This is a genomic window from Streptomyces sp. NPDC046870 (assembly GCF_040704595.1).
GTDB classification, from domain to species: domain Bacteria; phylum Actinomycetota; class Actinomycetes; order Streptomycetales; family Streptomycetaceae; genus Streptomyces; species Streptomyces argyrophylli.
Map to the genome: position 1 here is coordinate 121,404 of NZ_JBEYXM010000014.1, position 26,861 is coordinate 148,264.

A 26,861-nucleotide genomic window follows, 5' to 3' on the forward strand; every position below is an offset into this window, starting at 1 on the left:
ATCCGCCCCGTCGCGCGGACGCACCGGAGCGCACTCTTAGCAGCCCGCCTTGCCGTCGATGTAGACCGTGCTGACGGTGTCCGGCTGGAGCACCCGCTGCTGGTACGGTGCCAGGCAGACGCCGTACGCGCGTCCGTCGCCCGCAGTGGTCATGTGCAGGATCGCCCTCTCCTCGCTGAGGCCGCTGTAGACCGCGTAGGCGCCGTAGGCGTCCGGTCCCAGCTCCTGCGGGAACCGTGTCACCCCCCGGTAGGAACCCGTCGGCCGCCCCTGTGCCCAGTCGTCCGCGGTCTTGTAGAAGCAGACGTCCAGCTCGGCGCAGCCGATGCCGGCCCGCGCCGCGGACGGTGGCGCTCCCACCGCCACAGCGGCGGCCGCGAACAAGCCGGCCAAGGCCGTTGTCATCATCCTCTTCCCACGTCCCATGGCCTCCAGGCCAACACACAGGGTGCGGGAGGCAGAAGAAGTTTTTCGGTCCGCCGTCCCAGCCGTCCCGCGAAATCACCGTTCTGCCCGGTACGGTCGCAGGCCACTCGGGTAGGACGGTCCTGGATCACCTCACTTGACGACGGACCGCGGCACCGCCGTGCCACCGGCTCCCAGACTCGCTGACGCGTCACCCCGGCTCCTCGTGACCAACTCCGCAGGAGGAAGCATGCCTTCTCCGCGCAGGGGCAGCGCTCTGGTGGTCGGCGCGACCGTCCTCCAGCAGAAGATCCGCGGCATCGCCGCCGAGGCTTTGCCGGCCCCGACACCTGGCGCTGCCCGTGGGCCGGCGCCCACAACCGGGGTCGCGCCAGGCGCCGGACGCGTGAGCCGCACGCCGCCCGCCCCACCGGGCAGGCGGACGGCCGGTGGCGTCACAGGCGGAGGCGAACGGCCGCCCGGGAGTCGTCGGCCGTTTCGCCGGCAGGGGACAGCCTCCGGGCAGATGTTCGCCGCGAGACCGAGCGCCTCACGCGATGGGGTAGGGTGGATCTTGAGCCCGCCGCCGCAAGCGGTCAGAGCTCAACGCGTCGGTGGTCCAAGGAAAGACGCCCCGCTTCCTGCGGGGAAATGCAGGTGCAAGGCCTGCCCGGCGCTCCAACGGGAAAGCCCCGCCCCTGATGAACCGTCAGGGGTGGGGCTTTCGCATGAGACGACCCGGGCGAATCGCGCTGGACATCCAGCCGGCCGCCTCGGTCGACGCGCCCTCAGAGGGCGACTCGCGCGTGCATGTCCGTTTCGGCTTGGCGATGGGCGAGGCGGCCTGTCGGAGGACGATGAGGCCGGGCCACGTTCATGGCTGTGGGCGCAGGCGACCCGGCTGATCGCCGTTCCCGGTCTAGGTAGAGGCCGACGCGATGCCTTGAATCGGAACACACCGCAGGTAGGGGCTGGGGCACAATCGTGACTCATGTCCGCGTCGCAAGATCCCGCCACTCTGTATCCCGACATCGCGGCCGAAGGCAGCCTTGCCGCTGCGCTTCAGGCGGTGGCCGACAGAGACGGCCTCCCAGTGCCGTTCACCGTCTCCGAAGCCGCCCCCCTGCGAGTTGCCTCGGTCACGAGCGCGGCTTCGCGCCGGACTGTTCTGACCATCAGCGCCTGGGCCGTCGAACGTCGTTGGTCGATCCGCGGGTGCGAGTCATTCCAGGACATGGCGCTCGTCAAAGGAGATACAGACGAGCTGGCCCCGATCGTTCGGGCCGCGCATGCCTGGCACATCGGCGAGGAGTTGACTGCCATCCGGGAAGTCGCTCCGTTCGTGCACCTCACGGGCCGCTTCGAGGTGACCGACAACGATCCGGCGCTACTGACCGAATCAGAGTGGCAGCACCTGCTCACCGAGGCCGGCGAGGTGGACTGGCCCGCGTACCACGCCCTCATCGAGGCGGCGTACGCGGAGCCGGCGCTGCGAAGGCTCTACCCCTTCACCAGTCACTGGACCCTGCGGTTCTCCACCACCACTCGTCCGCGCCTCACCGTTGTCCGGCTTTGCCTGGCCGCCCATGGGCAGGCGCCGTACACCGTCAGTGACAACATGATGGGTGAGGGCCGTGCCGAGGCGGCGACGGCGGCGGAGGCCGTGTCGATCGCTGCCAGCCGTCTGCCTTCCGGTCTCGGACCTGTCACGCTCGGAGCGGAGTGAACAAGCCGGGCTCGGGGTCGACGGGGACCCCAGGGCTGACCGGACACTTGAGCTTGTGCCGGTCGCGTTCGATGTTCTTCGGGGGGATGCCGAGTCGAGGGCCCGGCACAGGTCGCGGCCCGCAGTGGCTTCCGGTGGGAACAGGGCCGGTGCGCGCGCCTCTGTCATGAAGCCGGCCCTCTCGGTGTTGAGCACTGCCACGCCGCACGGGCCGAATCCGACCGGGAGCTCCTCGAACGGCACCGTGGCGTCGGCGTCGGCCATGTCGACGTCCCTGATGTTCAGCACCGTCACCGAATGGGCCGGCCACGGGTGGTCGTCACTGGGTGCGGAAAAACGAGGTGTTCCGCGCGAACGCCGAGATGTAGCGGGTGTCGTCCGCGTCGCCGATGGCGATGCCGCGCGGGCCCGGGACCGGTCGGGATCGACCGGGTGTCCCGGGTCGATGACCGCAACGGTGCTGTTGCGTTCCCCGTAGTGCGGGGCACGGTGGATTGGTCCGCCGGCTTTTCTCACCTGATCAGGTGTAGGACCAATCCGCCTCGCGGGCTGGACCGGATTCCCCCCGTGAGGGACGAAGAGAAGGATCAGCGAGTACGGCCAGGGTGGCCGCGTCTGGCGCTGGGTGCACTGAGCGGGGTGCTGTCCGGCTTCGCGTCGCTGGCAGTGGCCGAACTGGTCGCGGCAGCGGTGCGTCCGCAGTCCGGTCCGGTCATCGCGGTGGGCGAGGCGTCCATCGACGCGACGCCCGCTGCGGTCAAGGACTGGGCGATCCGCCACTTCGGCACCGACGACAAGCTCGTGCTGCAGCTCGGCATCCTCGTCGTGCTGACCCTGCTGGCACTGGCGCTCGGTGCGTTGGCGGTGCTGGACCGGCGGGTCGGAGCCGCCGGGATCCTTCTCTTCGGAGCCATCGGGGCGGCGGCCGCCGTCAGCCGCCCCGACTCCGGCGGCCTCGCCGACGCACTCCCGTCCGTCGTCGGGGCCCTCGCCGGGGCACTGCTGCTCCTGTACGTGCTGGTGGGCCGCCTGACCGCGGTGAGGCCGCCGGCATCATCTACATCCGACCCCGCGACCAAGGGAACGGAAGACGGCTTGTCTGCGCTCCCAGGCTGGGACCGGCGGGGATTCGTCCTCGCGGCCGCGTCCGCGGCAGCGGCCTCTGCCGCGGTGGGCGCGGTCGGCCGGTCCCTGAACGCCTCGCGCGGCCAGGACGCGATCGCCTCCCGTGAAAAGGTCGCGCTGCCTCCTCCCGGGTCACCGGCGCATCCGATCCCGAAGAGGGCCGGGCTCCGCATCCCCGGGATCAGCCCCTTCGTCACCCCCAACCCGGATTTCTACCGGGTGGACACCGCGCTGGTGGTACCCAAAGTGGACGCCTCCGCCTGGCGGTTGCGGATCCACGGCAAGGGCGTACAACGTCCCGGGACCTACTCCTTCGACGACTTGCTCCGCAGGGAGCTGATCGAGCGGGACATCACCCTGACCTGTGTCTCCAACGAAGTCGGTGGCCCGTATGTGGGCAACGCCCGCTGGATCGGCGTACGGCTGGCCGACCTGCTCGCCGAATGCGGCGTCGAGCCTCCGTCCCGGGGCGGACCAGCGGATCAGCTGGTGTCCAGGTCAGTGGACGGCATGACGATCGGCAGCCCGGTCGAGGACGTCATGGACGGCCGCGACGCCATACTCGCCCTCGGCATGAACGGCGAGCCGCTGCCCTTCGACCACGGCTTCCCGGTCCGCATGATCATTCCGAGCCTATACGGATTCGTCTCGGCCTGCAAGTGGATCAAGGACATCGAGCTCACCACGTTCGACGCCTACGATCCCTACTGGACCAAGCGCGGCTGGGCTCGCAGGGCCCCGATCAAGACCGGCTCGCGGATCGACAGCCCCAAGCCGTTCGCCCGTCCCCACGCCGGCACGGTGATGATCGCCGGGGTCGCCTGGGCCCAGCACCGGGGCATCGACAAGGTCGAGGTCCGCATCGACGACGGCCCTTGGCAGGAAGCCAGTCTGGCCGCCGAGGACACGCGCGACACCTGGCGCCAATGGTCGCTTCCCTGGCGGGCCACCAAGGGCGGCCACACCCTCACCGTCCGCGCCACCGACCGCACCGGCACGGTGCAGACCGGCGAACGCACCCGCACCATCCCCGACGGCGCCAGCGGATGGCACTCCGTCGTCGTGACCGTCGACTGACACCACCACAGGGGCCCCGTGCCCTCCCCCTGAACCACCTCTCCGCAACACCCCGAACGCAGCCGTACCGCGCTGCATCGTCGAACAGGAGATCATGATGCACACCCGTATCCGCCGTACCGCCGGACTCCTCGCCGCGGCCGCCGTGCTCCCCCTGGCCCTGACCGCCTGCTCCAGCGGCGGCAACGACTCGGGCACGTCCGACTCCTCGAACAGGGCGTCGGCGCCGGCCACCGGAAGCAGCGACGACATGGGGGGCGCCACGGACTCCGCAAGCAGCACGGACCAGCCGTTCGGCCCCGCCTGTTCCGCCGTACCGAAGAACGGCGCCGGCTCCTTCGACGGCATGGCCAAGGACCCGGTCGCCACCGCCGCCTCCCACAACCCTGCCCTGTCCACCCTGGTGACCGCCGTGAAGAAGGCCGGGCTGGTCGACACCCTCAACAACGCCCAGGACATCACCGTGTTCGCGCCGACCAACGACGCCTTCGACAAGATCCCGAAGGCCACTCTGGACAAGGTCCTGAACGACAAGGCCCAGCTGACGAAGATCCTCACCTACCACGTCGTCGGCAAGAAGCTCACCCCCAAGGACCTGGAGAACGGCTCCTTCGACACGCTGGAGAAGTCGAAGGTCACGACCTCCGGATCGGACGAGTCCTACCTGGTCAACGACTCCGCCAAGGTCGTCTGCGGCAACGTCAGGACCGCCAACGCCAACGTCTACATCATCGACACCGTCCTGATGCCCGAAAGCTGACGCCATCGGGAGCCGCGGACGCGTGCCCCGACCGGTCGCCTCGACAGGAGCGACTCGGAGGGGGCGCGCTTCCTCCCACCGGGGCATCCGCCAGCCGCCCGACCGGCAGGGCCTGGCGGGTGCCCGCCACCAGAGGGCGGTCGGCAGACCTCAGGGCCGCGCTTCGAGGACGGCGGTTGGCGCACTGACCGTACTCGCCGCTCATGCCGCCGCCCTGATTCGCCCCCGGTTGCAGCGGCTGAGCGCGGCCTGTCGGCACAACGACACTCCCCCGTCACCCTGCCCAGGAGGAAGGCGTTCGACAAGCGCCTGCCCAACGCCGAACCCAAGCTCCGCTCGCTGTTCGCGATCCTCCAGGCCCAGCACGGAACGGGGTGCTGGTCGTCGTCGGCCAGCCGGCCTCGATCGGCGCCCTACCGCTGACAGTGGCGAGGGACGTGGGCTGCCCGATCGTCTGCCTGCCCGGGCTGACGATGCGGCGGATCGCCGGCCTCTGCCCCGGCGAAGCCGAGACGCGTTCATCATCGCCGACGCCGCTCGCGCGATGCCCCACACGCTGCGCCCGATCGACGGCGAGGACGAGACCATCGCCGAGCTGGGGATGATCGAGACCGGCGGCGGCCCGCTGGTCGACCCGGTGCCGCTGGCGCGGTCCGACCGGCGCCGACCGCACGCCCACCACAATCCGCTGGAGCCCTACCGGTGCGAGGGGAGGTTGCGCTACAACCCGAAGGTCCCCAAGCCGCGCCAGCGGGAGATGCCGGACGAGCGGTGGAACGAGCTGTTCAGGGCCCTGCGCTCGAACCGGGACCGGGCGATCCCGGCGCTGGCCGTCAGCAACAGCGCCCGCGCCTCGGAGCTGCTGGGTGTGCGGAGTCGATCTCGACTGGGGCGACCAGCTCGTAAAGGTACCGACAACGTACCGCCGCCCCAACCGGATGCGGGAAGACCCGGGCCTCACATTCGGCGCGGTACGGCTCCGTCCTGCCAGCGGTAGAGGTCGCGCAGCAGGGAAATCTCGGCGCCGTGATGGATCAGCTCCCTGTTGACGTGCAGGACCCTGTTCTCGAGGGGAAACCGCTCGGGACCCACCGTGGGCGGATTCTCCAGGTCGACGTCCGAGAGTTCGCGGACCCCCGCGTTCCATCTCCCATACATCTCATCGAGCTGCTTCAGCGCCTGGTCGGCGGTCCCCGCGTAGGCGAATGTCTCGGAGTTGACCTCCTGACCGCCGAAGTACCATCCGACCCGATAACCCAGGCACGAGACGATGATGTGTGCTAGGCGCCAGGCAATCGTGGTCACCGGCGCCGGCTCGGGGCCAGGGGACGCGAAGTCCATCGTCCATTCCCCCGAACCCTCCGACATCGGAGCGGCCGACGTGCCACGTGGGCGGACACTCCAGCAGCCGCGCACAGGCTCCCAGAAGTACTCCTCATCGGTAAGACCGTCCAGCCGCGGCCGTAGGTTCTTGTGCCAGTACCAGTCCAGCTGGTCCGCGAGCCGCTCGCTTCTTGTCATTTCCGCACACTACATACAACGAAGACCTGGCTGTGACCCACGCGGAGGCCGTCGTCGGCCCGCAATCGCCTGCCCGCCCCGGGTGGAACGCGTGCGCGGCCCCGGCAACCGCTCCTCCTCCGGTCGCCGCGGCGAGGACAGCCGCGTGGGGAGCACCGCCGGACGGGCGGTGCTCCCCACGCACACGTCACGCAGGCACGCGGAGCAGGGCGACCGGTGACGAGGTCGGCTGCTTCGATCCGCCGGCCGGCTCCACCGTGACGCCGATTCCGGAGGCGCCGTCGACCGCTCCCCGCATCAGCACGGCCTGGCTGCCTCGGTCGGGGTCCATCAGGCCGGCCGAGCGCATCTTCCCTCCGTCGGCGAACCACAGCTGGTACACCTTGCCCCGCGGAGGGGCCGTCATCCCGGAGGCGACGAAGACGGCCTGGTCCCGGCTGGCTGAGACCACCAGCGTGCCCGCGCCGCCCGCCACCTTCGCCGAACGCGACTTGGCATCAGGCGCGGCCAGCACGTGGGCCAGGTCCTCGACGCGCCGCTGCGCCTGGGCCGCCTCGTGCGAAGCGTCCTGCGCGCGTTCGTACTGCCACACGGCGGTGCCCCCGAACGCGGCAGCGGCGGCCACACTGGCGGCCAGCACCCACCGGGCCAGGCCCCGTCCCCGCTGTGCGCCACGGCGTACCCGCTCCAGCGGCGCGGCACCGGGCGGCACCTGCCGCACGGTCGTGATGCGCCGCAACACCTCCTCCCGCATCACGGGGCGCGCGCGCACCGTGGAAGCCAGAGCCAGGCGCCCGGCGGTGGCCGCGAACTCGGCGACCTCCTGCCGACACGTGTCGCACCCGGCCAAATGACGCTCGAAGGCGGCATTCTCCTCACCGTGCAGCGCGTGCACGGCGTAGGCGCCGGTCAGCGCGTGCAGATCGGTCGTGGTCATGCGGTCACCCCCAGGCAGTCGCGGAGCCGGATGAGCCCGTCACGCAGCCGGGTCTTCACCGTGCCCAACGGCAGCGACAGTGCTTCGGCCACCTCCCGGTAGGTCAGGCCGCGGTAGTAGGCGAGGGTGACCGACTGGCGCTGGAGTTCGGTCAGGGTGCGCATGCAGCGCCTCACCTGCTCCTGCTCCAACCGGGTCTCGACCTGCTCGGTCACCTCGTCGTAAGCAGGCTGATGGTCGAGCAGCGCGGCCTTGGTGTCACGGGCCGCCGCAGCCTCCACGGAGCGGACCCGGTCCACCGCCCGCCGGTGAGCGAGGGTGAGGATCCAGTTGATGGCCGTGCCCCGCTCGGGCCGGTAGCGCGGAGCCGTGCGCCAGACCTCCACCAGCACCTCCTGCGCCACCTCCTCCGACTGCGCCTGATCACGCAGAACGGCCCGGGCGACCCCGAGAACGGAGCCGGCCACGGCGTCGTACACCGCGGCGAAAGCCTCCCGATCACCCAGCGCCACCTCGTGGACCAGCTGTTGCAGATCAGGTCGGGCAGTTGGATCACTGCCGATGTACACCGGTTCCTTCACAATGGCTCTCCCCTGGGCACGGCGGGGCGGAACAGCCCTGTGTAATCCGGGGCCACGCGAGCCGCGGATTGGTCGCCTGCCGGCCTGCGATCCCCGGCGTCGGCATCCGGTCATGCACCACTGGCGCCGGCCTTGACGGGTGCAGCGGACGACTGGCCGCATCCTGGTCCGACGGACTCGTGCAGCGCTGAGCGCGGCGACGCACGGCGTGTGCCTCCGGCAGCGGGACCGCGTTCTGCTCTTCCAGCGTCGCTGGGCTCAGTCGCATCAGCCGGGACTGCGGCATGCTCCGCGTCGGCACGCCGGGAAGCCGCCTGTCGCGGGCCTGACCGGGGCGTGCGCCGGCCCGCGCGGTGCCGTGTCGCCGGGCGGGAGTGTCCGGGGTGACCAGACCAAAGCCTTCTTGCTCAGTGCACCGGGTGTCCGCCCGCGCACGTGTCCATCCCCTCGCCGACCCACTTGTGGCAGGAGGGGCAGAAGCGCACCTTGCTCAGGGAGGCCACCGCCTGCCCGAGCAGGCCGCGTGTGCTCCTGCGTGTGGCCTTCAGGGACACGGACAGTTTCCGCACCAGCAGGCCGGTGACGTCCGGCACCGGTTTCTCCTTTCCGGCAATGAGCGACAGCTCATGCTCAGCAGTTACCTCGTCTTCCCCGGATTTCCGTTCACACGCCTGCGCGAAGCGGGGGACAGGCGGTTCACGGCGGGCTCGGCCTCCCTGCCGGCGTTCCGCCGGGCCGGCTGCGGGTACCCGGGCGGGCGCGGAGATCGGGGCGGCGCCGCACGTGTCGCTGTCCGGCTCCGGCATACGCACGGGAGCGGCCATGTCGAGGACCATCAAGGACCAGACCGTCGAGCAGCTCGGTGGAGGCGGCAGCATCCTGGTGCGGCAACGCCGTGAGCACGAGGAGATGGACCGGCTGATGAACCGGTACCTGACCCTCGACGACGTTCACCAGCGGGAACGTGTGCTGAAGCAAGTGGTCCAACTGGTCTTCAGCCACGCGTTCGCGGAAGAGACGGTGCTGTGGCCCACCGTACGAGCCTCGGTCCCGGACGGCGAGGAGCTGACGGCCCGGGTCGAGGAAGAGCACCAGCAGATCAACGATCTCGTCGCGGACATCGAACGCCTTCCTGCCGGCGATCCGGGGCGCGAGGACAAAGTGCAGCGGGCCTTCGCGCTGATACGGCAGGACATCCGGGACGAGGAAGACCTCCTGCTCCCCCGGTTGCAGGACGCGATGAACACCGCCCGGCTACGCACACTCGGCACCACGTGGGCGGCGGTACGGCAGACCGCCCCGACACATCCGCACCCCGTGATCCCCCGGAGGCCTCCCGGGAACGCGTTGCTGGGCGTACCGCTGAGCGTCTACGACCGGGTGCGAGACGCCCTCGGGATCGGCAGCGCCGGCTCGCGACGAGGAAGGTGATCGAGGCCGTGCCGGACTGCTCGCTGTCACCCTCGTGGCCGCGGAGGCATGCCTCCTCGCCTGGGTCGGAGCCGCGGCCAGGCGGGTGCGGCCGCTCGACCGTGCCCCGTTCGGGCCGGTCCACTGGTGGCTCCTTCGCCGGGCGCCTTAACTTCTGATCATGGGCATGTGTGGAGTCCGGCGGACAGGCCGCGCGACGTTGCTGGTCGGCTTGCTGTGCGCCCTCCTGGTCGCAGGCGTCGGCGTTCGAGCCGACGCGGCCCCCCATGTGAGGCTGCTCGTCCTGGGTGACAGCATTGCCGGCGGCAGCTCCCAGGGCGGCAGAGGAGCGCATGGCTGGCCCTCGCTGGTCGCTGGACAACTGGGACTGACGCTGAGTCTCGACGCCGAGGGCGGCACCGGCTACACCACTGGTGGCCGGCAAGAAGGCGGACGGCCGTACACGCAGCGGATCAAGCAGGCCATCGCCGCGAAGCCGGACGTGGTCGTGGTCGAGGGGTCCCGCAACGACTCCAGCCCGACGAGAACCCGAGCCGCCGCGGTGGACACCCTGCGCCGTCTGCGTGCAGGGCTGCCCCACGCGCGCATCCTGGTCATCGGGCCGATCTACGCGCTTCGGCGACCGATCGCCTCACACCCGATGGACGAGGCGGTCTCGGCCGCGGCGGAGAAACTCCACCTGCCCTACCTGTCCGCGGTGCGCCGCGGCTGGTTCACCGGATCCGCCCACCGGTTCATCGGAGGCGACGGTATCCACCCTACGAACGCCGGCCACGTCTACCTCGCCGAGCGGATCCGGCCCGAAGTGGCACGGCTGTTGCACACGAGCGGGATTCCCGGCCGCGGGACGGATGGCCATCGGTGACCTGTCCGGCGTGTCCGGGCAGGGGTGCCGTCGGCCATGTGGACCTCACACCGAACGGCCCCGTGCGGGGCCGTTCGGTGTGAGGGGACGTCGCAGGAGGCTCAGGGGTGATCGGGCTGCTGTGCCGGAGGCACTCCCCCGCCCTCTCCTCCGCCCTTCGCACCCTTGTCCGTGCCGTGCGGGTGACCACTCGCGCCACCGTCCGCCTGGCCCGCCTTCAACTGGCGGCTGTCCTCCGGGGTGGCCGCCCCCTTGTCGTTACGCCGTATCTCAGGCTGCTGCGGATTCGGCATGGTCCCGACCTCCTGCTGCATTGGGTGGTGGTTGCTTCCGGCAGCCGCCGGGTTCCCAGGAAGACCCGGGCGACGCATGCGTTCAGAGGATGGGCTGGCCGCCGGTGACCGCGATCCGGGCGCCGGAGACGTACGAACCCTCGTCCGAGGCGAGCAGCACGTAGACCGGGGCGACCTCGGCCGGCTGGCCCGGGCGGTTGAGCGGAACCTGAGAGCCGAAGTTCTCCACCTGCTCGGGCGGCATCGTCGCGGGGATCAATGGTGTCCAGATCGGTCCCGGAGCCACGCTGTTGACGCGGATCCCGCGCTCGCCCAGCAGTTGTGCCATGGCCCCGACCATGTTGGCGATGCCGGCCTTGGTCACGTCGTAGGGCAGCAGTGTGGGCACCGGCATGTCGGAGTTGACGGAGGTGGTGGCGATGATCGACGCCCCGGGCCGCATGTGGGGCACCGCCGCCTTGCACAGGTGGAACATCGCGCTGAGGTTGACCGCCAGGGTGTGGTCCCACTCGTCGTCGGGGATCTCCTCCAGCGACTCGTGGGTCATCTGGAACGCCGCGTTGCTCACCAGGACGTCGATCCGGCCGAACGACTCCACCGCCCGCCCGACCACCTCGCGGCAGTACGCCGGATCTGCCAGGTCCCCCGGCAGCAGGACCACCTTGCGTCCGGCCTGCTCCACCCAGTGCGCGGTGTCGCGGGCGTCCTGCTCTTCCTCGGGCAGGTAGGAGAGAAGGAGATCCGCACCCTCCCGGGCGTAGGCGATGGCCACGGCCTTGCCGATACCACTGTCGCCGCCCGTGATCACCGCCGTCTTCCCGGCCAGCCGGCCCGACCCCCGGTAACTGTGCTCCCCGTGGTCGGGCCTGGGCCGCATAGCGGCTTCCGTGCCGGGCGGCTGCTGTTGCTGTGCGGGCTGTGACATCGCGCATCACTCCTTACGTGGGGAAACAAGGCACCATGAGGGTTCCCTGACGGCTGACGGCTACCTCGGCGCGGTCGGTGATCGCCGGCGTCACCGGCCGGTCCGTGCGTCGTCGCTCAGCACGGGGGCACTGCGGATGAGGCGCAGGGTCGTGGTCAGCAGGAGCCCGCCGACGATGTTGCCCAGGACCGCCCAGGCCAGCCACCGCAGCCAGTCGAGGTAACCGTAGGACGTCGTGCCGGTGTGCAGGCCGGCGAACGCGACGAGGGAGTCCAGCACCGAGTGCCACAGCCCGAACCCGGCCAGGACGAACGCGGTGGCGATCGATGCGATGATCTTCGCGGTCATGGACTCACTGCCATGGTGCATACGGGTCATGAGCGTGATGACGCCGCCGCCCAGCACCGCGAGACAGAAGGTGCCCAGTGTGTACCCGCCGTCGACGAACTTCGCGCCCGAGGCGGCTGCGGTGCGGTGCAGGTCCGGGTAGGCCTGCATGACCAGCCACATGGACACCCATCCACCGACCAGGTTCATCACCAGGACCGTGCCCCACATCCTTGCCAGGTCCAGCCAGGTGGCCGCACCCGCGATGACGGTGGCGACGGGCACCAGGAACCCCTCCGTGAACAGTTCGCTGTGTCCGAGCAGCAAGGCGATGAGCCCCACGGAGAAGGCCAGTCCGGCCAGGAGCTCGCTGCCGGTCTCGTGCCGCACGAACAGCAGCGCCATGACGCCGACACCGACGTCGATGCCACCCAGCAGCGAGGTGGCCACCAACGACGTCCACGTGCGGTGCAACCGTGGCCGGCCCTCGGCCACGATCCGTTCCGCCGCCTCGGCGACCCTCCGCTCGCCGGGCCCCTGCATGATCTGGTCATCCGGCTCCATCGCGCTCCTCCGGTCTGGCGCCCCCGCGGGAACGCGCCCTCCGCCTTCCTCGGTGGCGAGCGGCTCGCCCGCCGCTCAGCCGCGCAGCCGCCCGCAGAGGTCCCCGAGCGGGTAGGCGAGTGTCTCGGCGCGCTGTGCCTGGACCTCGGCCTTCTCGTCGCAGTCGTGCCGGTGGTCCTCGGGCCGGCCGGTGCCGTTGAACAGCACGGGCGCGTGGGTGGCTTCGGCCGGCAGGGCGGCCGACGCGCCACCGCCGTTGCGTATGCGCGGTGCCGGGCGCTGCACGGTGCGGCTCATGGCGGCCTCGTACGTGAGCGGCGCCGGGTGGGCTTTCCCGAGGTCGAGGAGCGCGACACCGACGGCTTGCAGACCGTGTTCCCGCAGGCGGGCCTGGAGCCGACGCGCCGACCAGGTCACGTCCCGCTCGTGTGCCGGGTCGGCGGACACCGAGGGGATGCGCACCCGGGCGGCCGGATCGTCCCGCAGTGAGCCGACGCGGTCGTGCGGACAGCCGCGCACAGCGGGGTCGGGGTCCTGCATCACGTGCTTCCCTCCTGGCCGGCGGGTGGGGCGCTGCGGGCCGGTACCGGCGGGAACAGCGCCGAGAGGTGGTCCCTCAGCGCCTTGCGGAGGTCGCCCAGACCCTCGCCCGTGCGGGCGGAGACGGCGACCGCGCCCGGGTGGAGGCGGCGCAACGTGGCCATCCGCTCGGGTTCGGCGAGGTCCGCCTTGTTCAGCACCAGAAGTTCCGGCACGTCCTGCGCACCGATCTCCCGCAGCACCCCGCGCACGGTGTCGATGTGCCGGCCGGCCTGCGGGGAGGAGGCGTCGACGACGTGCAGGGCCAGATCGGCCCGCGCGACCTCCTCCAGGGTCGACCGGAAGGCGTCGACCAGCTGGTGCGGAAGGCGGCGGACGAAACCGACCGTGTCGGTGAGGGTGTAGGCCAGTCCGTCGACGGTGCGGACCTGGCGCACGAGCGGATCCAGGGTCGCGAACAGGACGTCGGCGACCTCGGCGTCCGCGCCCGCCAGGCGGTTCAGCAGGGCCGACTTGCCGGCATTGGTGTAACCGGTGATCGCCACGGACGGCACGCGGGCGCGCACCCGGCGCCCGCGGGTCACCTCGCGGCGGCGCGCCGTACGACGCACCTGCTCACGCAGGGTCCGCATCCGCCGGCGCAGATGGCGCCGCCGGATCTCCAGACGCATCTCACCACGACCGCGCACGCCGATACCCGCACCGCCGGCCACCCGGCCGCCGCCGATCCGGGACATCTCCCGACCGTGGCCACGCAGCCTGGGCAGTTCGTAGGCGAGCTGGGCCAGCTCCACCTGTGCCTTGCCTTCCGAGCTGTGGGCGTGCTCGCCGAAGATGTCCAGGATCAACCCGGTCCGGTCGACCACCCGCGTCCCGACCCCGTCCTCCAGACCTCGCACCTGGGCCGGGGTGAGCTCGCCGTCGGCGATCACCAGGTCGGCCTGCCGGGCTTCGGTCAGCTCCGCCAGCTCGCGCACCTTGCCCGAACCCAGGTACGTCGCCGGGTCCGGACGCTCCCGCACCTGCACCACCCGGTCCGCGACCTCGATCTCGTCTGTCGCGGCCAGACGCTCCAGCTCGTCCAGGGAGTCCGCCGACGCGGAGTCCGGGCTGTCGCGGTCCGCGAGTGCGACCAGCACCGCCCGCCACCTGTGTGATCCCGCGTCCGCACGGGTCGTCGTTCCGGGCTGCCCGCCTGTCAACCACGTGCCTGGCATGATCGTCTCCGCTCCTGCCGAGGTCGTTGCACTCCCCGCCGGGGCCCGGTGCCCCGCCGAGCAGGGGCCGGCCGCTCTGGCCGCGGCAGGGGCCACGCGGCCGGGGAGGACGACAGGGTTCCCAAGTACCCCGCGACAGCCGTGCATGCTTCCGCACCGGCGCTCGGCCGTCGGCGGCCGTTCCGTCGTGCCGGGGCCAGGAGGCGGGGGGTTCGTGCGCGCCTCCGCGACCGGGTGGCCAGGCGATCCCGCGGAGCCACGGTCAACGGTGCCGGGCGGCCTCGGCGATGGGTGCCGGACCGCCTTGGCCATGCGGGCGGGAACACGGCTCACGAAGTCAGGGCCGGCCGGTTATCGGGCCGTCACCCGCAGGGTTTCGGCACCGGGGTCGGCGGCGTCCGGGATGAGCATGCCGGCGGCCACACCACTGGTCAGGTAGTCGACGACCTCACGGGTGATGATCTCGCCCGGGGCGACGACGGGGACGCCGGGCGGGTAGGGGCTGATCGTCTCGGCCGCGACGCGTCCGACGGCCTCCCGGGCCGGGACGTGCTCGGCGTTCGCGAAGAACGCGTCCCGGGGCAGCATGGCCTGCTCGAGCTGCAGCGCGCGGGGCTCGGGCAGCCGGACGGAGGGCCGCGTCCCGATGGTGTCCGCGTGCTCGACGAGGCGGTGCAGGGAGTCGATGAGGAGGTTCTCGGTCCGGTCGTTGTCGGCGTGGGTGATCTGTGCGCTGATCCGGCAGGTGTCGGAGGAACCGATGTCGACCTGGCAGTGGGCGCGCAGCCACTCGGTGGCCTGCATGCCGCTGATGCCGAGCTCCCGCACGTCGACAGTGATCTTCAGCGGATCCAGTTCCGTCGTCAGGCCCTGTTCGACGACCTCCTGGCCCATCAGGCGCAGGCCGGGCATCGCGGTGACGGCCTTGCGGATGCGCGCCGTGCGGTGCAGCGCCGCGTCCAGCAGGTCGTGGCCCTGCTGGACCATGTGGCGGCGCCATCCGTCGAGGGTGGCGTACACGAGGGACGAGGAGCTGGTGGTGCCGAGCAGGTCCTCGCGCTGTTTGAGCACCTCGGGTGAGACCCGGTCGCCCTGGAGGTGGAAGACGGAGCTCTGCTCGACGGCGCCGCCCATCTTGTGGACGCTGGTGACGACGAGGTCCGCGTCGGCGTCCATGCCCCAGGCCGGCAGGTCGGGGTGGAAGGGCAGGTGGGCTCCCCATGCCTCGTCGACGATCAGGGGGATGCCGTGGTCGTGGCAGACGGCGGCGATGCCGCGGATGTCGGCGCACGAGCCCCAGTCCGTGGGCGTGATCAGCAGCATGCCCTTGACGTCCGGGTGTTCCCGCAGCGCGCGGCGTACGTCGTCGGGCTCCGGTGGATGCGCCAGGTGCCGCTCGGTGTCGAACTTCGGGTGCACCCAGACCGGGTGGACGCCGTTGACGATCACTCCGGCGATCACGGACTTGTGGGCGTTGCGCGAGATGAGGAGCTTCTCGCCCGGTCCGGCCACCGCCAGCATCGCGGTCTTCACCGACAGGGAACTGCCGCAGGTCGAGAAGAAGGCCTGCTCCGCTCCGACCGCGTCCGCCATCAGTTCCTCCGCCTGGGTGAGCACCCCTTGCGACTCGCGGCGGTCGTCGAGCCCGTTCAGGGACAGCACGTCGGAGGCGAAGACGCCCTCCCCCACGATGTCGAGGACGCGGGGATCGGCTCCCAGGCCCTGTTTGTGGCCAGGAGGCCCGTACACCACATCGCCGCGGCGCCGGAACTCCTGCAGTGCCTCCAGCACAGGGACACGAGAGTGATCCATCACTGTCCTCCTCGGACTCCTCACAGGTGTCACGGCGGCGTGGTCCAGCCCGGCCGGACCGCGTACCGATCTCGGGCGGACCGGGTTGCACGGAGACGGGGGCCGAAACTGGTTGAGGGCCGGCGCCCGCGTCACGGGTCAGGTGCGCTCCGGTGGTCCTCGTCGGTCGGCAGTCGGTGTCCTCCTGTGAGCGCGGTCGGCGCGACATTCACCGCGTCGCCGACGCGCCGGCCGCCGTTCCCGGACGGACGAGTGTGTTCCTCGCCCGGCGGGCGGCGGCCCGCGGCCGGACGGCGGGCGCGGTGGCGGGGCTTGCCGGGCCCCCGCACGTCGCGCGGCTACTCCTCGGGCATGTCCTCCGGACGTATCCCGGCCTCTTCCAGGGCCTCGGCCATGTCGCGGCTGCTCGCCCCGCGTGCCGCCGATTCGGTGGTGTCCCGTTCGTCGCGCTGATCGACGACTTCATCGGTCTTCGTGGTCTTGGGCTTGTTCTCTTCGGGCACGGTCATGATGTCTTGTTCCTCCGCACGCTGTCGGTCTCCGCGGCCGGACACCGGATCGTCCCCGGCTCGCACGGAGCGCCGGGTAGCCCGCCGCCTGAGCACGCAAACCGGCGCGACCGCCGGCCGGCAGCCGGACGTTCAGGACGCTCATCGCGGCGCACACCGCGACCGCGCATCCCGCCGCCACGGCCCGGTCGGCCACCGCCCCATCCGCGATCGGCAGGCCGTGAACCACGGCGGAGAAGCTGCGGGTGCTGCGCGGACAGCGCACTCACTGATCGCGACGCTCGGCCTGGCCGGACTGGTCAACGCCGGCATGCTCACCCTCGCCGCAGCGGCCCTGCGTCCTGCCGGTGGCCGAAGCGGCCAGGGTGAGCAGAGTCTCGACGGCTTCCACGACGGCCTGGGTATCGCGCTCGGCCCGCGAGCAGGTCATCACGCGAGGCTTCCTGCGACGCCGGGTACCGCTGATCGTGCGCCGGCTGCTGACGATGACCCCGCCCCTGGCCGTCCTCGGGCCGGCGTGGCCACCACGCAGGCACTCGTGCTGAGCCGGATCGGCATACCCTGCGCCCCCGCGCCGCTGGTGGTGACGGGCAGTCTGCCGAGGCTGGAGTGGAGGTGGCTCACGTGGGGCACGCCCGGCGCCCGCCGGCAGGGTGAGGCCCCGGCTCCGCAAGCACGTCGGGCGTCTGGGCGTCTGGGCGTCGACGGCAACCCGGCCGACGGCGGACTCGGCGGACACCGAGCCGTGCCGGAACGGTCCGCGCGCATCACACGCCCGTCCCCGTCTGCGGCCGGTCCCAGGGGGTAGGCGGGTGTGGTGACACCTCCTTCCACTCCTTCCACGCCTTCAACTGCTGAGACGGACGGCTCACCGCACAGCGCTGCCCCCGCGCTCAAGAAGGCGCTGACGACCCCCCTGCTGTACTTCTTCATCCTCGGCGACGTGCTGGGCGCCGGTGTCTACGTCCTCGTCGGCCAGATCGCCGCGGAGTCGGGCGGCGCCGTGTGGCTGCCCCTGCTCCTCGCGCTGCTGCTGTCGCTTCTGACGGCCGCCTCGTACGCCGAACTCGCCACGAAGTACCCGAGGGCGGGCGGCGCCTCCCACTACGCGACCCTCGCCTACGGGCCGTTCACCGGCTTCCTCGCCGGGTTCTGCATGCTCGCCGCGGGCATCGTCTCCGTCGCCGCGCTGGCGCGGGGTTTCGCCGGCGACTACCTGGCCGTCTTCGTCAGCCTTCCGGTCGTGCTGGTGGCGGCCGTCTTCCTGTGCGCCCTGGCCCTGCTGAACGCCCGTGGCATCAGCGAGTCCACGCGCGCCAACGTGGCGGCGACCGTCGTCGAGGTCGGCGGTCTGCTGCTCGTCGTCGGGCTCGGGGTCTGGCTGTTCCTGCGCGGCGACGGCGACCCCGGCAGGCTCAGCCACCTCGGCACCGCGCACTCGGGAGCCGCCGCCGGTGTGCTGGGCGGAACGGTGCTCGCGTACTACTCCTTCGTCGGCTTCGAGACCTCCGTCAACGTCGCCGAGGAGACCCGCGACCCGCGCCGGTCCTATCCGCGGGCCCTCTTCGGCGCCCTGGTGACGGCCGGAGCCGTGTACGTCCTGGTGGGTGTCGTCGCCTCGGCCGCCGTCCCCACCGCGACGCTGGCCCGCTCCAGCGGTCCGCTGCTGGAGGTGGTGAAGGAGGCGGGCGGAGTACCGCCGAAGGTGTTCGGCGCCATCGCCCTCGTCGCCGTGGCCAACGGCGCGCTGCTCACCGGCATCATGAGCTCCCGCCTGGCCTTCGGCATGGCGCGCGACGGGCTCCTGCCCCGCTTCCTGACCCGGGTGCTCCCCGGCCGCCGTACGCCGTGGGCCTCTATCGCGGCCACGACCGTGCTGTCCTTCCTGCTGGCGCTCACCGGTGACGTGGCAAGCCTCGCCTCCACCCTGGTGCTGCTGCTCCTCGTGGTGTTCTTCATCGTCAACACCGCGGTGCTCGTCCAGCGGCGCGACCGCTCCGACCGCCCGCACTTCCGGGCGTACACCGCCGTCCCCGTCCTGGGGGCGGCCTCCTGCGTGGCGCTCGCCACGCAGATCGAGGCCGAGGTCTGGGCGCGCGGGCTGGCCGTCATCGCGGTCGGTGTGGTCCTGGGGGCCGTCGCCGCCCGGCACCGCCGCCGGGCCTCCTCCTGAGCGACGCCGGGGGCCTGCGGCCCGGGTTCTCTCCCCGTGGCCCCAGGTGACCCAGAGTCGGCACAGCGGGGCCCGCTCGGCGAGGATCAGTGTCCCAGGGGCATCAGCCGTCACTCCTCGCGGTCCTCAGGCGCCGGTCCCGGGTCTCCTCTTCCGTCACGGGGGCGGTGAGGTGTTCCAGCACGTTCGTCAGGCGCAGCAGGCGCTCCAGGACCTCGGGCCGGTGGTCCAGGTGCAGCGTGGCGCCGGCGGCCTCGGTACGGCGACGGACCATCAGCAACGCGGTCAGGCCCGAGGAGTCGATCCACGTCAGATCGCGGAAGTCGAGACGTACGTCGCTCAGCCCGGCCTCGTCGGTTGTCAGCTGCCGGACGACCATGTCGGTCAGGCCGTCGCTCGTGTCGTAGTCGAGTTCGCCGCCCACCCGCAAGGTCAGCGTGCCGGCCGTGCGGAGGACGGTGAGGGTGAATTCGGTGGGGTTCGGGTCGGTCATGCCTGCATGTGGGGGCCGGGGACGGGACGGGGGGGTGCGGTCGGGCACCGCGGCACCGCCTCGTGCGGCAGGCGCGGTGCGCGGGGGAACTCCTGGGGCTGCCGGGGCGTGCCTGACGTCCGCGCCGACGGCATGGGCGGCCGGCAGGTGCGATGCGGGCAGCAGGACGGCGTCGGGGCTGGTGCGGTGCGGGTGGGCGACCGTATGCCGTGCGGGGGGCCGGGCGCCGGGGTGGTCGGCCCGCCGGCCGCGCGGGCGGAGGGCCTCGGCGACGAACCGGGCGGGGACGGCGTCCCATGCGCCGTCGGCGCGGCCGTGAGAAGGGGCGTGGCGTTCCGGTGCCGGACCGCGGTACGCGAAAGCGGCGGCCGGCCGTTCGGCGGTGGCGGTCGTGGCATGTTCCTGTGCCGGTGCGGTGCGACCTGCGGCCCGTTCGGGCCCGGCTCCCTCCTGGACGCGTGCGAGCACCTCCAGGAGCGGCGTCTCCTCGCCCGCACCGTCGGCCGCTGCCTCGAAGGGTATGTGGGCGGCCGTGTGTGCGACGCCGTCGGCCGCTGCCTCACACAGCCGGTCCGGCGGGTCGGCCGCCGCGGTGGGGTACCTCACGTACTGCTCCTGTTCCTCGCTGCGGACCGCCCGTTGAGAACGGTCAGGGGGCCGGTCCGGGGGACGCTGATAGCGACGGCGGCCATGTCGTCGTGGCGTCCGGCGCCCAGCCACTGGGCGGCGAGCATCTGCACGCGTTCGACGATCGCTTCGGCCGGGAGACCCGCGCACTCCGCCAGGGCCCGGCGCAGGCGGTGCTCGCCGAAGAACTCGTCGCCGAGCGGTCCGCCGCGCGCTTCGGTGATGCCGTCGGTGTAGAGCAGGCAGGTCTCCCCCGGCGCCAGCACCGTTTCGACCGTGTGCGCCGTGACGGCGGGCAGTGCGCCGACGAGGGTCCCCCTGGCGTGTACTTCTTCCACCGTCCCGTCGGCGCGGAGGATCAGCGGCGGCAGGTGTCCGGCGCTGGTCAGCCGGAGCCGTGCCCGGCTGCCGCGGCGGCGGACGGAGGCGAGGACCAGCGTGGCGAAGCGTGTGTGACGGGAGGTGAGAAGCGCGCCGTTGAGCAGGTCGAGGACCCGCTGATGGTCGTCGGTCAGCGGCAGCAGCGCGTGGAGTGTGTTGCGGATCTTGCCGGTGAGCACCGCCGCGTCCAGGCCCTTGCCCGCGACGTCGCCGAGGACGACGAGGGTGTCCTGGGAGGGGTCGGAGCCGGGGTGGACGTCGTAGAAGTCCCCGCCGACCCGTTCGTGGTCCTTGGCGGCGCGGTACCCGCCGGCGTACTCCACTCCGTTCACGCTGCTCAGCGGCGGGGGCAGCAACTCGCGCATCAGCGTGGCGGTGACGGTGGCCTGCTCGCTGTACAGGCGGGCGGCGGAGAGCGCCGCGCCGGCCCGCGCGGCGAAGAGCCGGGCGAAGACCTCCTCGCCTTCCGTGAAGGACTGCTCGGTGCTGGCCCGCATCAGGATCAGGGCTCCGGCCGGTACGCCGTGGCCGGGCAGCGGAGCGACGATCACGGATCCGACCGGACCGGCGAAACCGTCCGGGGTGACCCAGTCGGGGAGGTCGGCGGGGTTTATCCAGCGGGCCGGCACCGGCGGGAAGCCCTGGAGGGCCTCGGTCAGGCCCGGTACGCCGGAGACGTCGACCAGTCGCGTGAGCTGGGTGGCCGGCCGGCCCCTGGTGGCGTAGGTCAGCGGGTGGCGCCGTCCTTTGGGCGGGGCGACGAGGACCGCGGCGTCGGCGAGGTGTTCCGCGGCCATGGCGGCGGTCACCTCCATGCAGCGCGGCACGTTCAGCGTGGACAGCAGCGTGCTGGACACCTCCGAGAGGATCTCGGTGCGCGTCTGCGCGTCGGTCAGCGCGGCCTGGGCCAGGCGGCGGTCGGTGTCGTCGACCAGCCACCACACGATGTCGCCGTCGTCGGTCGCCGTCGGGTGCGCCTCGAAGTGGCGCTCCTTGATGGGCCCGTTCAGCGGCTCGGCGCGCGTGCCGCGCTGTCCCTCACCGATGCGCTGATGGGCGTCGGTGAGCCAGGACGGGACGTGCTCGTGCAGCCAGTCGCCGCGGACGGCACCGGGGAGGAGTCTCCGGGCGGCCCCGTTGATCTCCAGGAGGCCGCCGTGCCGGTCGACGATGAGAACGGGACAGGGGGCGTCAGTCCAGGTCGCGCCGACCGTGTGGCCGGCATCGGGGGAACGGGCGGAGGTACCGGGGGAAGAAGACACAAGCGGAGGCACGCACGTGCGTACCTCACCACCTTCCTGTCATGGGGAAACAGATGTCGTACGGCAACAGTCCCGCACCCGTGCCCGCCGTCGCAACCCGTCCCGGAAAGTCGCACCGGACCTTTGCATCCGTTTCGCCCGGATCCTGTGGCCGAGTCACGGGCATGTCATCGACGTTTCGGGGAAGGGGAGCCGCAGTCGTGGCCGGGGAAATGTCGGAGCGTCGGGGGTGAGAGCATCCGCCTCATGGATGACGGTGACGGTCGTGCGGCCGGCCGGGGAGCGGTGCCGCCCCGGACGCCGGTGGCCGGGCGGGGCTGCGACGTCGCCGGCCGGGCCGGCGCGCGGGCTGGCGAGGCGGCCCGGACCCCGCTTCCGGCGCTGCCGACCCGCTCGGTCGTCGCAAGCGCGTCGCCGGCCGTCCCGGTCGCCGCCCGCGTCCGGGCGCGCGGCACCCCGCCGCGGAAGGCCGGACAGCCGTTCCGGCACAAGGGGAGGGAGCCGATCGTCGGCTGCCGGTCACGCGGTGTCCGTGGCCGCCGCCGGAGCGGCGGGCGGGCCGCTCAGGTGTACCTGTCGGGGCGGCCGGGTGGTCCCGCGCCACGAACGCTGCTTGTGGGCAGGCCACTCGGGTACAGCGAGAGATTATGGGTGATGCCCGCAGCACCCGGATCCTACGGAAAGTGATGTGTTCGTGACTTCTCCCGGCGGCGCCGACGACCGCGCTGAGGGCTCGGGCGACGTGCCGAGCGTCGGCGCGCGTGAGATCGCCGATGCCGTGGAGAGTCTCGCGAACCTGTGGTCGACGGCCGCCCAGGAGGCGGCTGTACGGCTGTCCCTCCACCAGCTGCGGGCGCTCAGGGCACTGGAGACGGCGCCGGAGGTGAACCTCACCGGGCTGGCGGAACGGCTGGACATAGGGCTCCCCACCGCCAGCCGGCTGTGCGACCGGCTGGAGGCGGCCGGGATGCTGGAGCGCTCGCTGCACCCGCGCAACCGCCGTGAGGTGCAGCTGAGGCTCACGGGGCAGGGGCGCCGTGTGCTGGGAGACGTGGCCCGTCGGCGCACCCAGGCCCTGGCCGGTGTGCTGGCGCAGATGGCGCCCGCGGAGCGAGCGGCGCTGGTCCGCGGCATGAAAGCTTTCTTCGCGGCCCACGGGAAGGTGCCGCCCAGGTCACCGGAGACACCGTAGGGCCGGCCGTCCGGCCACGCTCCCTCAGGGTGCCCCGCCGGGACGGCCGTTCCAGTCGACGCAGACGACGGCCGCGTCGGCGAGCAGGTCCTGGTGGCCCACGTGCTCCAGGAGGCCGGCGACGACCGAGCGTGCCGTCTCGTGCGGTGGTGTTCCCCTGGTCGCGCTCAGGATCTGGCGCAGGACGCTCTCGCCGAACACCTCTCCGGTCGCCGAGCGGGTGCCGTGGGCGCCGGTGCTGACGGCGACCAGGCGGTCTCCCGCCTCGACCTGGAACGCCTGCTCCTCGTAGAGAGTCTCCTCGAGCATGCCGAGGGGCAGCTGGGCCTCCAGTTCGACGCGTTCGATCCTGGTTCCGCGCAGGCGGTACAGCTGGGGGGACCCGGCGTCCACGGCACGGACCCGGCCGGTGGCGAGGTCGAAACGCAGCAGGAGGGTGGAGGCGTACGACTTGCCTCGGTACTGCGAGTAGAGGGCCTGGTCGGCGAGGCACGCCTGGTCCGCGAGGCCGATCCCGGCCCGGCGGGCGTTGCGCAGCGCCCCGACGGCGAGGTTGGTGAGCAGGGAGGCGTCGATGCCCTGGCCCATGCCGTCGGTGACGGTGAGGGTGAGGTGGTCGGCGTTGGTGGACCAGTCGAAGTTGTCGCCGCCGATGGCGTAGGCCGGCTCCAGGTGGGCGCCGATGACGTACTCGTCCCGCACGCAGCCGGTGCCCGGAAGGAGCTGCCACTGCATTTCGGCGGCGAGGGTGAGACGGCGGGTGCGGCGTGCCAGGACGTACAGGTCGGTGTCCCGGCCGGCCGTGGTGAGTTCGTGGCCCAGTGCGGTGGCGAATTCCCCGAGCCGCAGGACCGTACCCGGGTCGGTGGAGGTGTCGGGCACCCGCACACTGAGCACGCCGAGTCGGTCACCGCGTACGGTGATGGGCAGGTGAACCAGCTCGGTGGCCGGTTCGGAGGTGATTTCGATCACCGGTTTCTGCGTGGTGAAGGCGGTACCGGCGGGACCGTCGTGCGCGGAGACCGGTTCGCCGGTGTGCGGGAGATCGGTGACGGGTTGCAGGACGCTCAGGCCGTAGTCGGCGAGGAGGAGCGTCAGGCCCCGGGTGCCGAAGCGCTGCGCCAGCAGGCGGTCGGCGGTGGCCACCAGGGCGTGGGGCGGAGCGGCGCGCAGCTGGGCTTCCACGGACGGGACCGGTTCAGAGGCGTTCACGGCTTCTCCATCCTCTCCCCTTGTGGCCTCCACGCTATCGCGTTCCGGGACGGCTTCCGGCGGGATCGGCGGTGGGACGAGCGCCCGGGCGGCAGGGACCCGGGTCTCACCGGCCGCCACGTGCCGCCGCCGGGAGGAGTCGTGGCCGGCGGATTCCGCACCCGCGTCACCCGTTCCCCCTACGGTCGGCGGGCGCGCCGGTCACCCAGGCGACGACCGTGACGACGGCGCCCTGGCCCGCCCGGCTGTCGACGGTGAGCTCGTCCACGAGCCGCCTGGCCCCGCCGAGGCCCAACCCGAGACCGCAGGCACTGCTGTAGCCGTCGGTCATCGCCAGGTCCACGTCGCCGATGCCGGGTCCGCTGTCGGTGAAGGCCAGCCGGATCCCCCGCCTCGGGCCGTCGGCGAGTGAGGTGATCTCGACCTGTCCGCCTCCGCCGTGGACCAGGGTGTTCCGGGCCAGCTCGCTGGCCGCGGTGACGAGCTTGGTCTGCTGCACCAGACCGAAACCGAGGCCGGCCGCGCACTGGCGTACCCGCTGGCGGACCCACGCGAGATCCGCGTCGGAGCCGATGGGCATGGTGGTCGTTGCGGTGGGGTCGAAGGCGGGCATCACACGCCCCCCGCGAAAGCGAGTCGACGGCCTCGGGAGGCCGGGAAGCCGGCCCACGGTTCCGCCGGCGGCGCGGTGGGCCGGCCTCCCGGGAAGGGGGCCGTCATCGCGGTGTCGCACCGGCCGCGCGTCGGGAGACCTCGATGCCCTGCCGGGCGAGCGCGTACTCCAGGGCGTCGGCCAGCGAGCCGCGCGTGAGGACCGGACTCAGGTCGATGCCGAGGTGCACGATCGTCTGCGCGATGGCGGGACGGATGCCGGAGACGATGCACTCGGCACCCGTCAGCCGCACCGCGGCGACCGTCTGCATCAGGTGGTGCGCGACCAGCGAGTCGACCGCGGGGACGCCGGTGATGTCGAGGATCGCGTGGCGGGCCCGCCGCTCCACGACGGCCTGGAGCAGCGACTCCATGACGACCTGGCTGCGGGCGCTGTCCAACGTGCCGATCAGGGGCACCGCGACGACGCCTTCCCAGAGGCTGATCACGGGCGTGGCCACCTCGAGCAGTTGCCGCCGCTGGCGGGCTATCAGCTCGTCGCCGGCCAGGACGGTCGTCTCCATGATCACCAGCCGCAGCGTCCCCATCAGGACGGTGAGGGCCAGCAGAGCCTCCCGCGCCTCGTGATCGGGGAGGTCCTCGCCGCGCAGCAGTTCGGCGGCCTCGTTCCCGATCCGCGCCGGGCTGATGCCCCTGCGCGCACGCGAGGCGGCCATGCGCCCCAGTTGCTCGCGCACCGAGTCGAATCCGCAAGCCGCGACGTTCTCCAGCCGGCCGCTCGACGCGACCTCGCGCAGCGCGTCCATCACGACCTTGCACGCCTCCACGGCCTCGTCGCGGGAGACGGTGAACACGGTGCAGAAAAGGGGCAGGTCCGCCCACCGCTGGGCGATCTGTTCGCGGCGGCGTTCCAGGAAGTTCCCCAGTTCCCGCGCCGCCGGCCCTTCCGCGGCCTGCTCCGGCACCTGCATCGTCTCCCTCCGCGACGGGCCGCTGCGCCGACGCGTCGGACACAACAGCGGCAATTATTGTCTCATGACAAGCATGGGCGCTGCGGGCGCGGTGAAACGACACAGCATCGACACATCCGGCTCGTGGACGCGACCGCCCCGGCGCGGCTTCAGCGTCCGTGCCAGTCGAGGCACACCACCAGCGCGTCGTCGTCCGGGACGGAGCGGCCCCGATGGCCGGTCAGCTCGCGCAGGATGGCGCGCGGCACCTCGGCGGCCGGCAGGAGGCGGGTGGAGGTGATCGCCCGAGCGAGCGCGGCGTCCCCGTACGCCTCCCCCTTGGGTGAGGCGACCGCGTGCACCCCGTCGCTGACGAAGACGAGACGGTCCCCCGGCTCGACCTGGAACTCCTGTGCCACGTAGTCGGTCTCCTCGAACATCCCGAGCGGCAGCTGCGCCTCGAAGGCGACACGCTCGACCGATCCGTCGCGCAGCCGCAGCAACTGCGGTGAGCCGGCGTCCACGACCTTCGCCCGGCCCGTCGCGAGTTCGAAGTCGAACATGAGCACGGAGAGGTAGCAGCGCCCCTGGTAATGGGCGTACACCGCCTGGTCGGCCAGGGCGGCCTGGTCGTCGATGGCGATCCCGGCCCGCCGGGCGTTGCGCAGCGCGTTGATGGCCAGGTTGGTGAGCAGGGAGGCCTCTATGCCCTCCCCCATGCCGTTGGTGACGTAGAGCATGAGGTGGTCCGCGGTGGCGGACCAGTCGAAGTTGTCACCGTAGATGGCGTACGCCGGCTCCAGCTGCGCGCCGAGTTCGTACTCGGGACGGGAACAGGCGCGACCGGGCAGCAGCTGCCACTGCATCTCGGCGGCCAGGGTCAGCCGGTCCTTGCGCCTGGCCTGGAGGTACACGTCCGTGTCCCGTTCGGCGACCACGATCTCGTGGCCGAGCACCTCGGCGATGTCCGCGAGCTCGTCCAGACGGCCGGGCTCGGCGTCCCCGTCCGGCAGGGTGACCGAGAGCACGCCCAGCCGGTCCCCTCGCACGGTGACCGGCAGATGCACGCGTGCCGGGCCCTCGGGGGGCACCTCCACGAACGGCTCCTGGGCACCGAACGCACGACCGGCGGCGCTGCCGTGCACCGGCACAGGCTCCGCCGCGTGGGGCGCCACCGACACCGGCTGCAGGACGGTGAGCCCGTAGTCGGCCAGGTACAACTCGACGGAGCGCGCGGCGTACTCCTTGGCCAGGACACCGCGCACAGCGTCGAACAACTCGTGCGGAGCCGCCGTGCGCAGGGCGCGCTCGGCGGTCACAAATCTGTTCACGACGGTCAAAACA

The 26,861-nt window shown here is 71.9% G+C and carries 25 protein-coding genes and 1 pseudogene; 8 read left to right on the forward strand and 18 right to left on the reverse strand.

Annotated elements, in window-relative coordinates; translation table 11 throughout:
• Positions 1-36 precede the first annotated feature (36 nt).
• Positions 37-393 carry a hypothetical protein gene (locus tag AB0946_RS26955; RefSeq protein ID WP_366763218.1) on the reverse strand — a complete coding sequence of 119 codons (357 nt, stop codon included), beginning with the start codon at positions 391-393 and terminating at the stop codon, positions 37-39.
• A gap of 1,003 nt (positions 394-1,396) precedes the next feature.
• Between AB0946_RS26955 and AB0946_RS26960 the strand changes: the two genes are divergently transcribed.
• The 4 genes and pseudogenes from AB0946_RS26960 to AB0946_RS26975 form a co-directional block, all read left to right on the forward strand.
• Positions 1,397-2,131, forward strand: coding sequence for a DUF6193 family natural product biosynthesis protein (locus AB0946_RS26960; RefSeq protein ID WP_366763219.1), 735 nt, complete (start codon positions 1,397-1,399; stop codon positions 2,129-2,131).
• Between the two features lie 567 nt (positions 2,132-2,698).
• On the forward strand, positions 2,699-4,333 hold the full coding sequence (locus tag AB0946_RS26965) for a molybdopterin-dependent oxidoreductase (RefSeq protein WP_366763220.1): 1,635 nt from the start codon (positions 2,699-2,701) through the stop codon (positions 4,331-4,333).
• 97 nt (positions 4,334-4,430) lie between these two features.
• Positions 4,431-5,093 (forward strand): fasciclin domain-containing protein, encoded by a 663-nt coding sequence (locus AB0946_RS26970; RefSeq protein WP_366763274.1) that lies wholly within the window; start codon positions 4,431-4,433, stop codon positions 5,091-5,093.
• Positions 5,094-5,342: 249 nt separating this feature from the next.
• Positions 5,343-5,700 (forward strand): annotated as a pseudogene (locus AB0946_RS26975) (transposase); the annotation flags it as partial.
• A 350-nt stretch (positions 5,701-6,050) separates the two neighbouring features.
• Here the strand turns inward: AB0946_RS26975 and AB0946_RS26980 are convergent.
• From AB0946_RS26980 to AB0946_RS26995, 4 genes are all read right to left on the reverse strand, one after another.
• Positions 6,051-6,614 (reverse strand): DinB family protein, encoded by a 564-nt coding sequence (locus AB0946_RS26980; protein WP_366763221.1) that lies wholly within the window; start codon positions 6,612-6,614, stop codon positions 6,051-6,053.
• A gap of 187 nt (positions 6,615-6,801) precedes the next feature.
• A complete protein-coding gene (locus AB0946_RS26985; RefSeq protein WP_366763222.1) occupies positions 6,802-7,551 on the reverse strand; it encodes an anti-sigma factor in 750 nt (249 codons plus the stop codon).
• Positions 7,548-8,132 carry a sigma-70 family RNA polymerase sigma factor gene (locus tag AB0946_RS26990; protein WP_366763223.1) on the reverse strand — a complete coding sequence of 195 codons (585 nt, stop codon included), beginning with the start codon at positions 8,130-8,132 and terminating at the stop codon, positions 7,548-7,550. Before AB0946_RS26990 ends, AB0946_RS26985 begins: the two co-directional genes overlap by 4 nt.
• Positions 8,133-8,539: 407 nt before the next feature.
• Positions 8,540-8,725, reverse strand: coding sequence for a hypothetical protein (locus AB0946_RS26995; RefSeq protein ID WP_366763224.1), 186 nt, complete (start codon positions 8,723-8,725; stop codon positions 8,540-8,542).
• Between the two features lie 229 nt (positions 8,726-8,954).
• On the opposite strand from AB0946_RS26995, the gene AB0946_RS27000 reads away from it, so the two are divergent.
• Complete coding sequence (locus tag AB0946_RS27000) at positions 8,955-9,563, forward strand: hemerythrin domain-containing protein (protein WP_366763225.1); 609 nt, start codon at positions 8,955-8,957, stop codon at positions 9,561-9,563.
• A 160-nt stretch (positions 9,564-9,723) separates the two neighbouring features.
• Entirely contained in the window at positions 9,724-10,428 is a 705-nt protein-coding gene (locus AB0946_RS27005) for an SGNH/GDSL hydrolase family protein (protein ID WP_366763226.1), read from the forward strand.
• A 375-nt stretch (positions 10,429-10,803) separates the two neighbouring features.
• Here AB0946_RS27005 and AB0946_RS27010 read toward each other — a convergent pair whose 3' ends face one another.
• From AB0946_RS27010 to AB0946_RS27040, 7 genes are all read right to left on the reverse strand, one after another.
• Complete coding sequence (locus AB0946_RS27010; RefSeq protein ID WP_366763227.1) at positions 10,804-11,646, reverse strand: SDR family oxidoreductase; 843 nt, start codon at positions 11,644-11,646, stop codon at positions 10,804-10,806.
• A 90-nt stretch (positions 11,647-11,736) separates the two neighbouring features.
• Complete coding sequence (locus tag AB0946_RS27015; protein WP_366763228.1) at positions 11,737-12,537, reverse strand: formate/nitrite transporter family protein; 801 nt, start codon at positions 12,535-12,537, stop codon at positions 11,737-11,739.
• Positions 12,538-12,612: 75 nt separating this feature from the next.
• Complete coding sequence (locus tag AB0946_RS27020; RefSeq protein ID WP_366763229.1) at positions 12,613-13,077, reverse strand: hypothetical protein; 465 nt, start codon at positions 13,075-13,077, stop codon at positions 12,613-12,615.
• Positions 13,077-14,216, reverse strand: a complete 1,140-nt coding sequence (gene hflX, locus AB0946_RS27025; RefSeq protein WP_366763230.1) for a GTPase HflX — start codon at positions 14,214-14,216, stop codon at positions 13,077-13,079. Before hflX ends, AB0946_RS27020 begins: the two co-directional genes overlap by 1 nt.
• 429 nt (positions 14,217-14,645) lie before the next feature.
• Positions 14,646-16,106, reverse strand: coding sequence for an aminotransferase class I/II-fold pyridoxal phosphate-dependent enzyme (locus AB0946_RS27030; protein ID WP_366763231.1), 1,461 nt, complete (start codon positions 16,104-16,106; stop codon positions 14,646-14,648).
• A gap of 338 nt (positions 16,107-16,444) precedes the next feature.
• Positions 16,445-16,615 carry a hypothetical protein gene (locus AB0946_RS27035; RefSeq protein ID WP_366763232.1) on the reverse strand — a complete coding sequence of 57 codons (171 nt, stop codon included), beginning with the start codon at positions 16,613-16,615 and terminating at the stop codon, positions 16,445-16,447.
• Between the two features lie 265 nt (positions 16,616-16,880).
• A complete protein-coding gene (locus AB0946_RS27040; RefSeq protein ID WP_366763233.1) occupies positions 16,881-17,048 on the reverse strand; it encodes a hypothetical protein in 168 nt (55 codons plus the stop codon).
• Positions 17,049-17,519: 471 nt separating this feature from the next.
• Between AB0946_RS27040 and AB0946_RS27045 the strand changes: the two genes are divergently transcribed.
• The gene (locus tag AB0946_RS27045; protein ID WP_366763275.1) at positions 17,520-18,788 is read left to right on the forward strand and encodes an APC family permease; all 1,269 of its coding nucleotides are present in this window, start codon (positions 17,520-17,522) and stop codon (positions 18,786-18,788) included.
• 103 nt (positions 18,789-18,891) lie between these two features.
• On the opposite strand, the gene AB0946_RS27050 is transcribed toward AB0946_RS27045, so the two are convergent.
• Entirely contained in the window at positions 18,892-19,887 is a 996-nt protein-coding gene (locus AB0946_RS27050; RefSeq protein ID WP_366763234.1) for an STAS domain-containing protein, read from the reverse strand.
• The gene (locus AB0946_RS27055) at positions 19,884-21,551 is read right to left on the reverse strand and encodes a PP2C family protein-serine/threonine phosphatase (protein ID WP_366763276.1); all 1,668 of its coding nucleotides are present in this window, start codon (positions 21,549-21,551) and stop codon (positions 19,884-19,886) included. Before AB0946_RS27055 ends, AB0946_RS27050 begins: the two co-directional genes overlap by 4 nt.
• Before the next feature lie 694 nt (positions 21,552-22,245).
• Here AB0946_RS27055 and AB0946_RS27060 point away from each other — a divergent pair.
• A complete protein-coding gene (locus tag AB0946_RS27060) occupies positions 22,246-22,743 on the forward strand; it encodes a MarR family transcriptional regulator (protein ID WP_366763235.1) in 498 nt (165 codons plus the stop codon).
• Between the two features lie 24 nt (positions 22,744-22,767).
• Here the strand turns inward: AB0946_RS27060 and AB0946_RS27065 are convergent, their stop codons facing one another.
• From AB0946_RS27065 to AB0946_RS27080, 4 genes are all read right to left on the reverse strand, one after another.
• On the reverse strand, positions 22,768-23,955 hold the full coding sequence (locus tag AB0946_RS27065; protein ID WP_366763236.1) for a PP2C family protein-serine/threonine phosphatase: 1,188 nt from the start codon (positions 23,953-23,955) through the stop codon (positions 22,768-22,770).
• Positions 23,956-24,121: 166 nt separating this feature from the next.
• Positions 24,122-24,568 (reverse strand): anti-sigma regulatory factor, encoded by a 447-nt coding sequence (locus AB0946_RS27070; protein WP_366763237.1) that lies wholly within the window; start codon positions 24,566-24,568, stop codon positions 24,122-24,124.
• Between the two features lie 103 nt (positions 24,569-24,671).
• Positions 24,672-25,538, reverse strand: coding sequence for an STAS domain-containing protein (locus AB0946_RS27075; RefSeq protein WP_366763238.1), 867 nt, complete (start codon positions 25,536-25,538; stop codon positions 24,672-24,674).
• A gap of 149 nt (positions 25,539-25,687) precedes the next feature.
• Positions 25,688-26,848, reverse strand: a complete 1,161-nt coding sequence (locus AB0946_RS27080; protein ID WP_366763239.1) for a PP2C family protein-serine/threonine phosphatase — start codon at positions 26,846-26,848, stop codon at positions 25,688-25,690.
• Between the last annotated feature and the right edge of the window lie 13 nt (positions 26,849-26,861).

Excerpts from the sequence above, each read along its gene's own strand:
- AB0946_RS26960 (WP_366763219.1), top strand. The coding sequence starts at position 1,397 with ATGTCCGCGTCGCAAGATCCCGCCACTCTGTATCCCGACATCGCGGCC.
- AB0946_RS26970 (WP_366763274.1), top strand. The coding sequence starts at position 4,431 with ATGCACACCCGTATCCGCCGTACCGCCGGACTCCTCGCCGCGGCCGCC.
- AB0946_RS26980 (WP_366763221.1), bottom strand. The coding sequence starts at position 6,614 with ATGACAAGAAGCGAGCGGCTCGCGGACCAGCTGGACTGGTACTGGCAC.
- AB0946_RS26985 (WP_366763222.1), bottom strand. The coding sequence starts at position 7,551 with ATGACCACGACCGATCTGCACGCGCTGACCGGCGCCTACGCCGTGCAC.
- AB0946_RS27000 (WP_366763225.1), top strand. The coding sequence starts at position 8,955 with ATGTCGAGGACCATCAAGGACCAGACCGTCGAGCAGCTCGGTGGAGGC.
- AB0946_RS27005 (WP_366763226.1), top strand. The coding sequence starts at position 9,724 with ATGGGCATGTGTGGAGTCCGGCGGACAGGCCGCGCGACGTTGCTGGTC.
- AB0946_RS27010 (WP_366763227.1), bottom strand. The coding sequence starts at position 11,646 with ATGTCACAGCCCGCACAGCAACAGCAGCCGCCCGGCACGGAAGCCGCT.
- AB0946_RS27015 (WP_366763228.1), bottom strand. The coding sequence starts at position 12,537 with ATGGAGCCGGATGACCAGATCATGCAGGGGCCCGGCGAGCGGAGGGTC.
- AB0946_RS27020 (WP_366763229.1), bottom strand. The coding sequence starts at position 13,077 with ATGCAGGACCCCGACCCCGCTGTGCGCGGCTGTCCGCACGACCGCGTC.
- AB0946_RS27030 (WP_366763231.1), bottom strand. The coding sequence starts at position 16,106 with ATGGATCACTCTCGTGTCCCTGTGCTGGAGGCACTGCAGGAGTTCCGG.
- AB0946_RS27035 (WP_366763232.1), bottom strand. The coding sequence starts at position 16,615 with ATGACCGTGCCCGAAGAGAACAAGCCCAAGACCACGAAGACCGATGAA.
- AB0946_RS27070 (WP_366763237.1), bottom strand. The coding sequence starts at position 24,568 with ATGCCCGCCTTCGACCCCACCGCAACGACCACCATGCCCATCGGCTCC.
- AB0946_RS27075 (WP_366763238.1), bottom strand. The coding sequence starts at position 25,538 with ATGCAGGTGCCGGAGCAGGCCGCGGAAGGGCCGGCGGCGCGGGAACTG.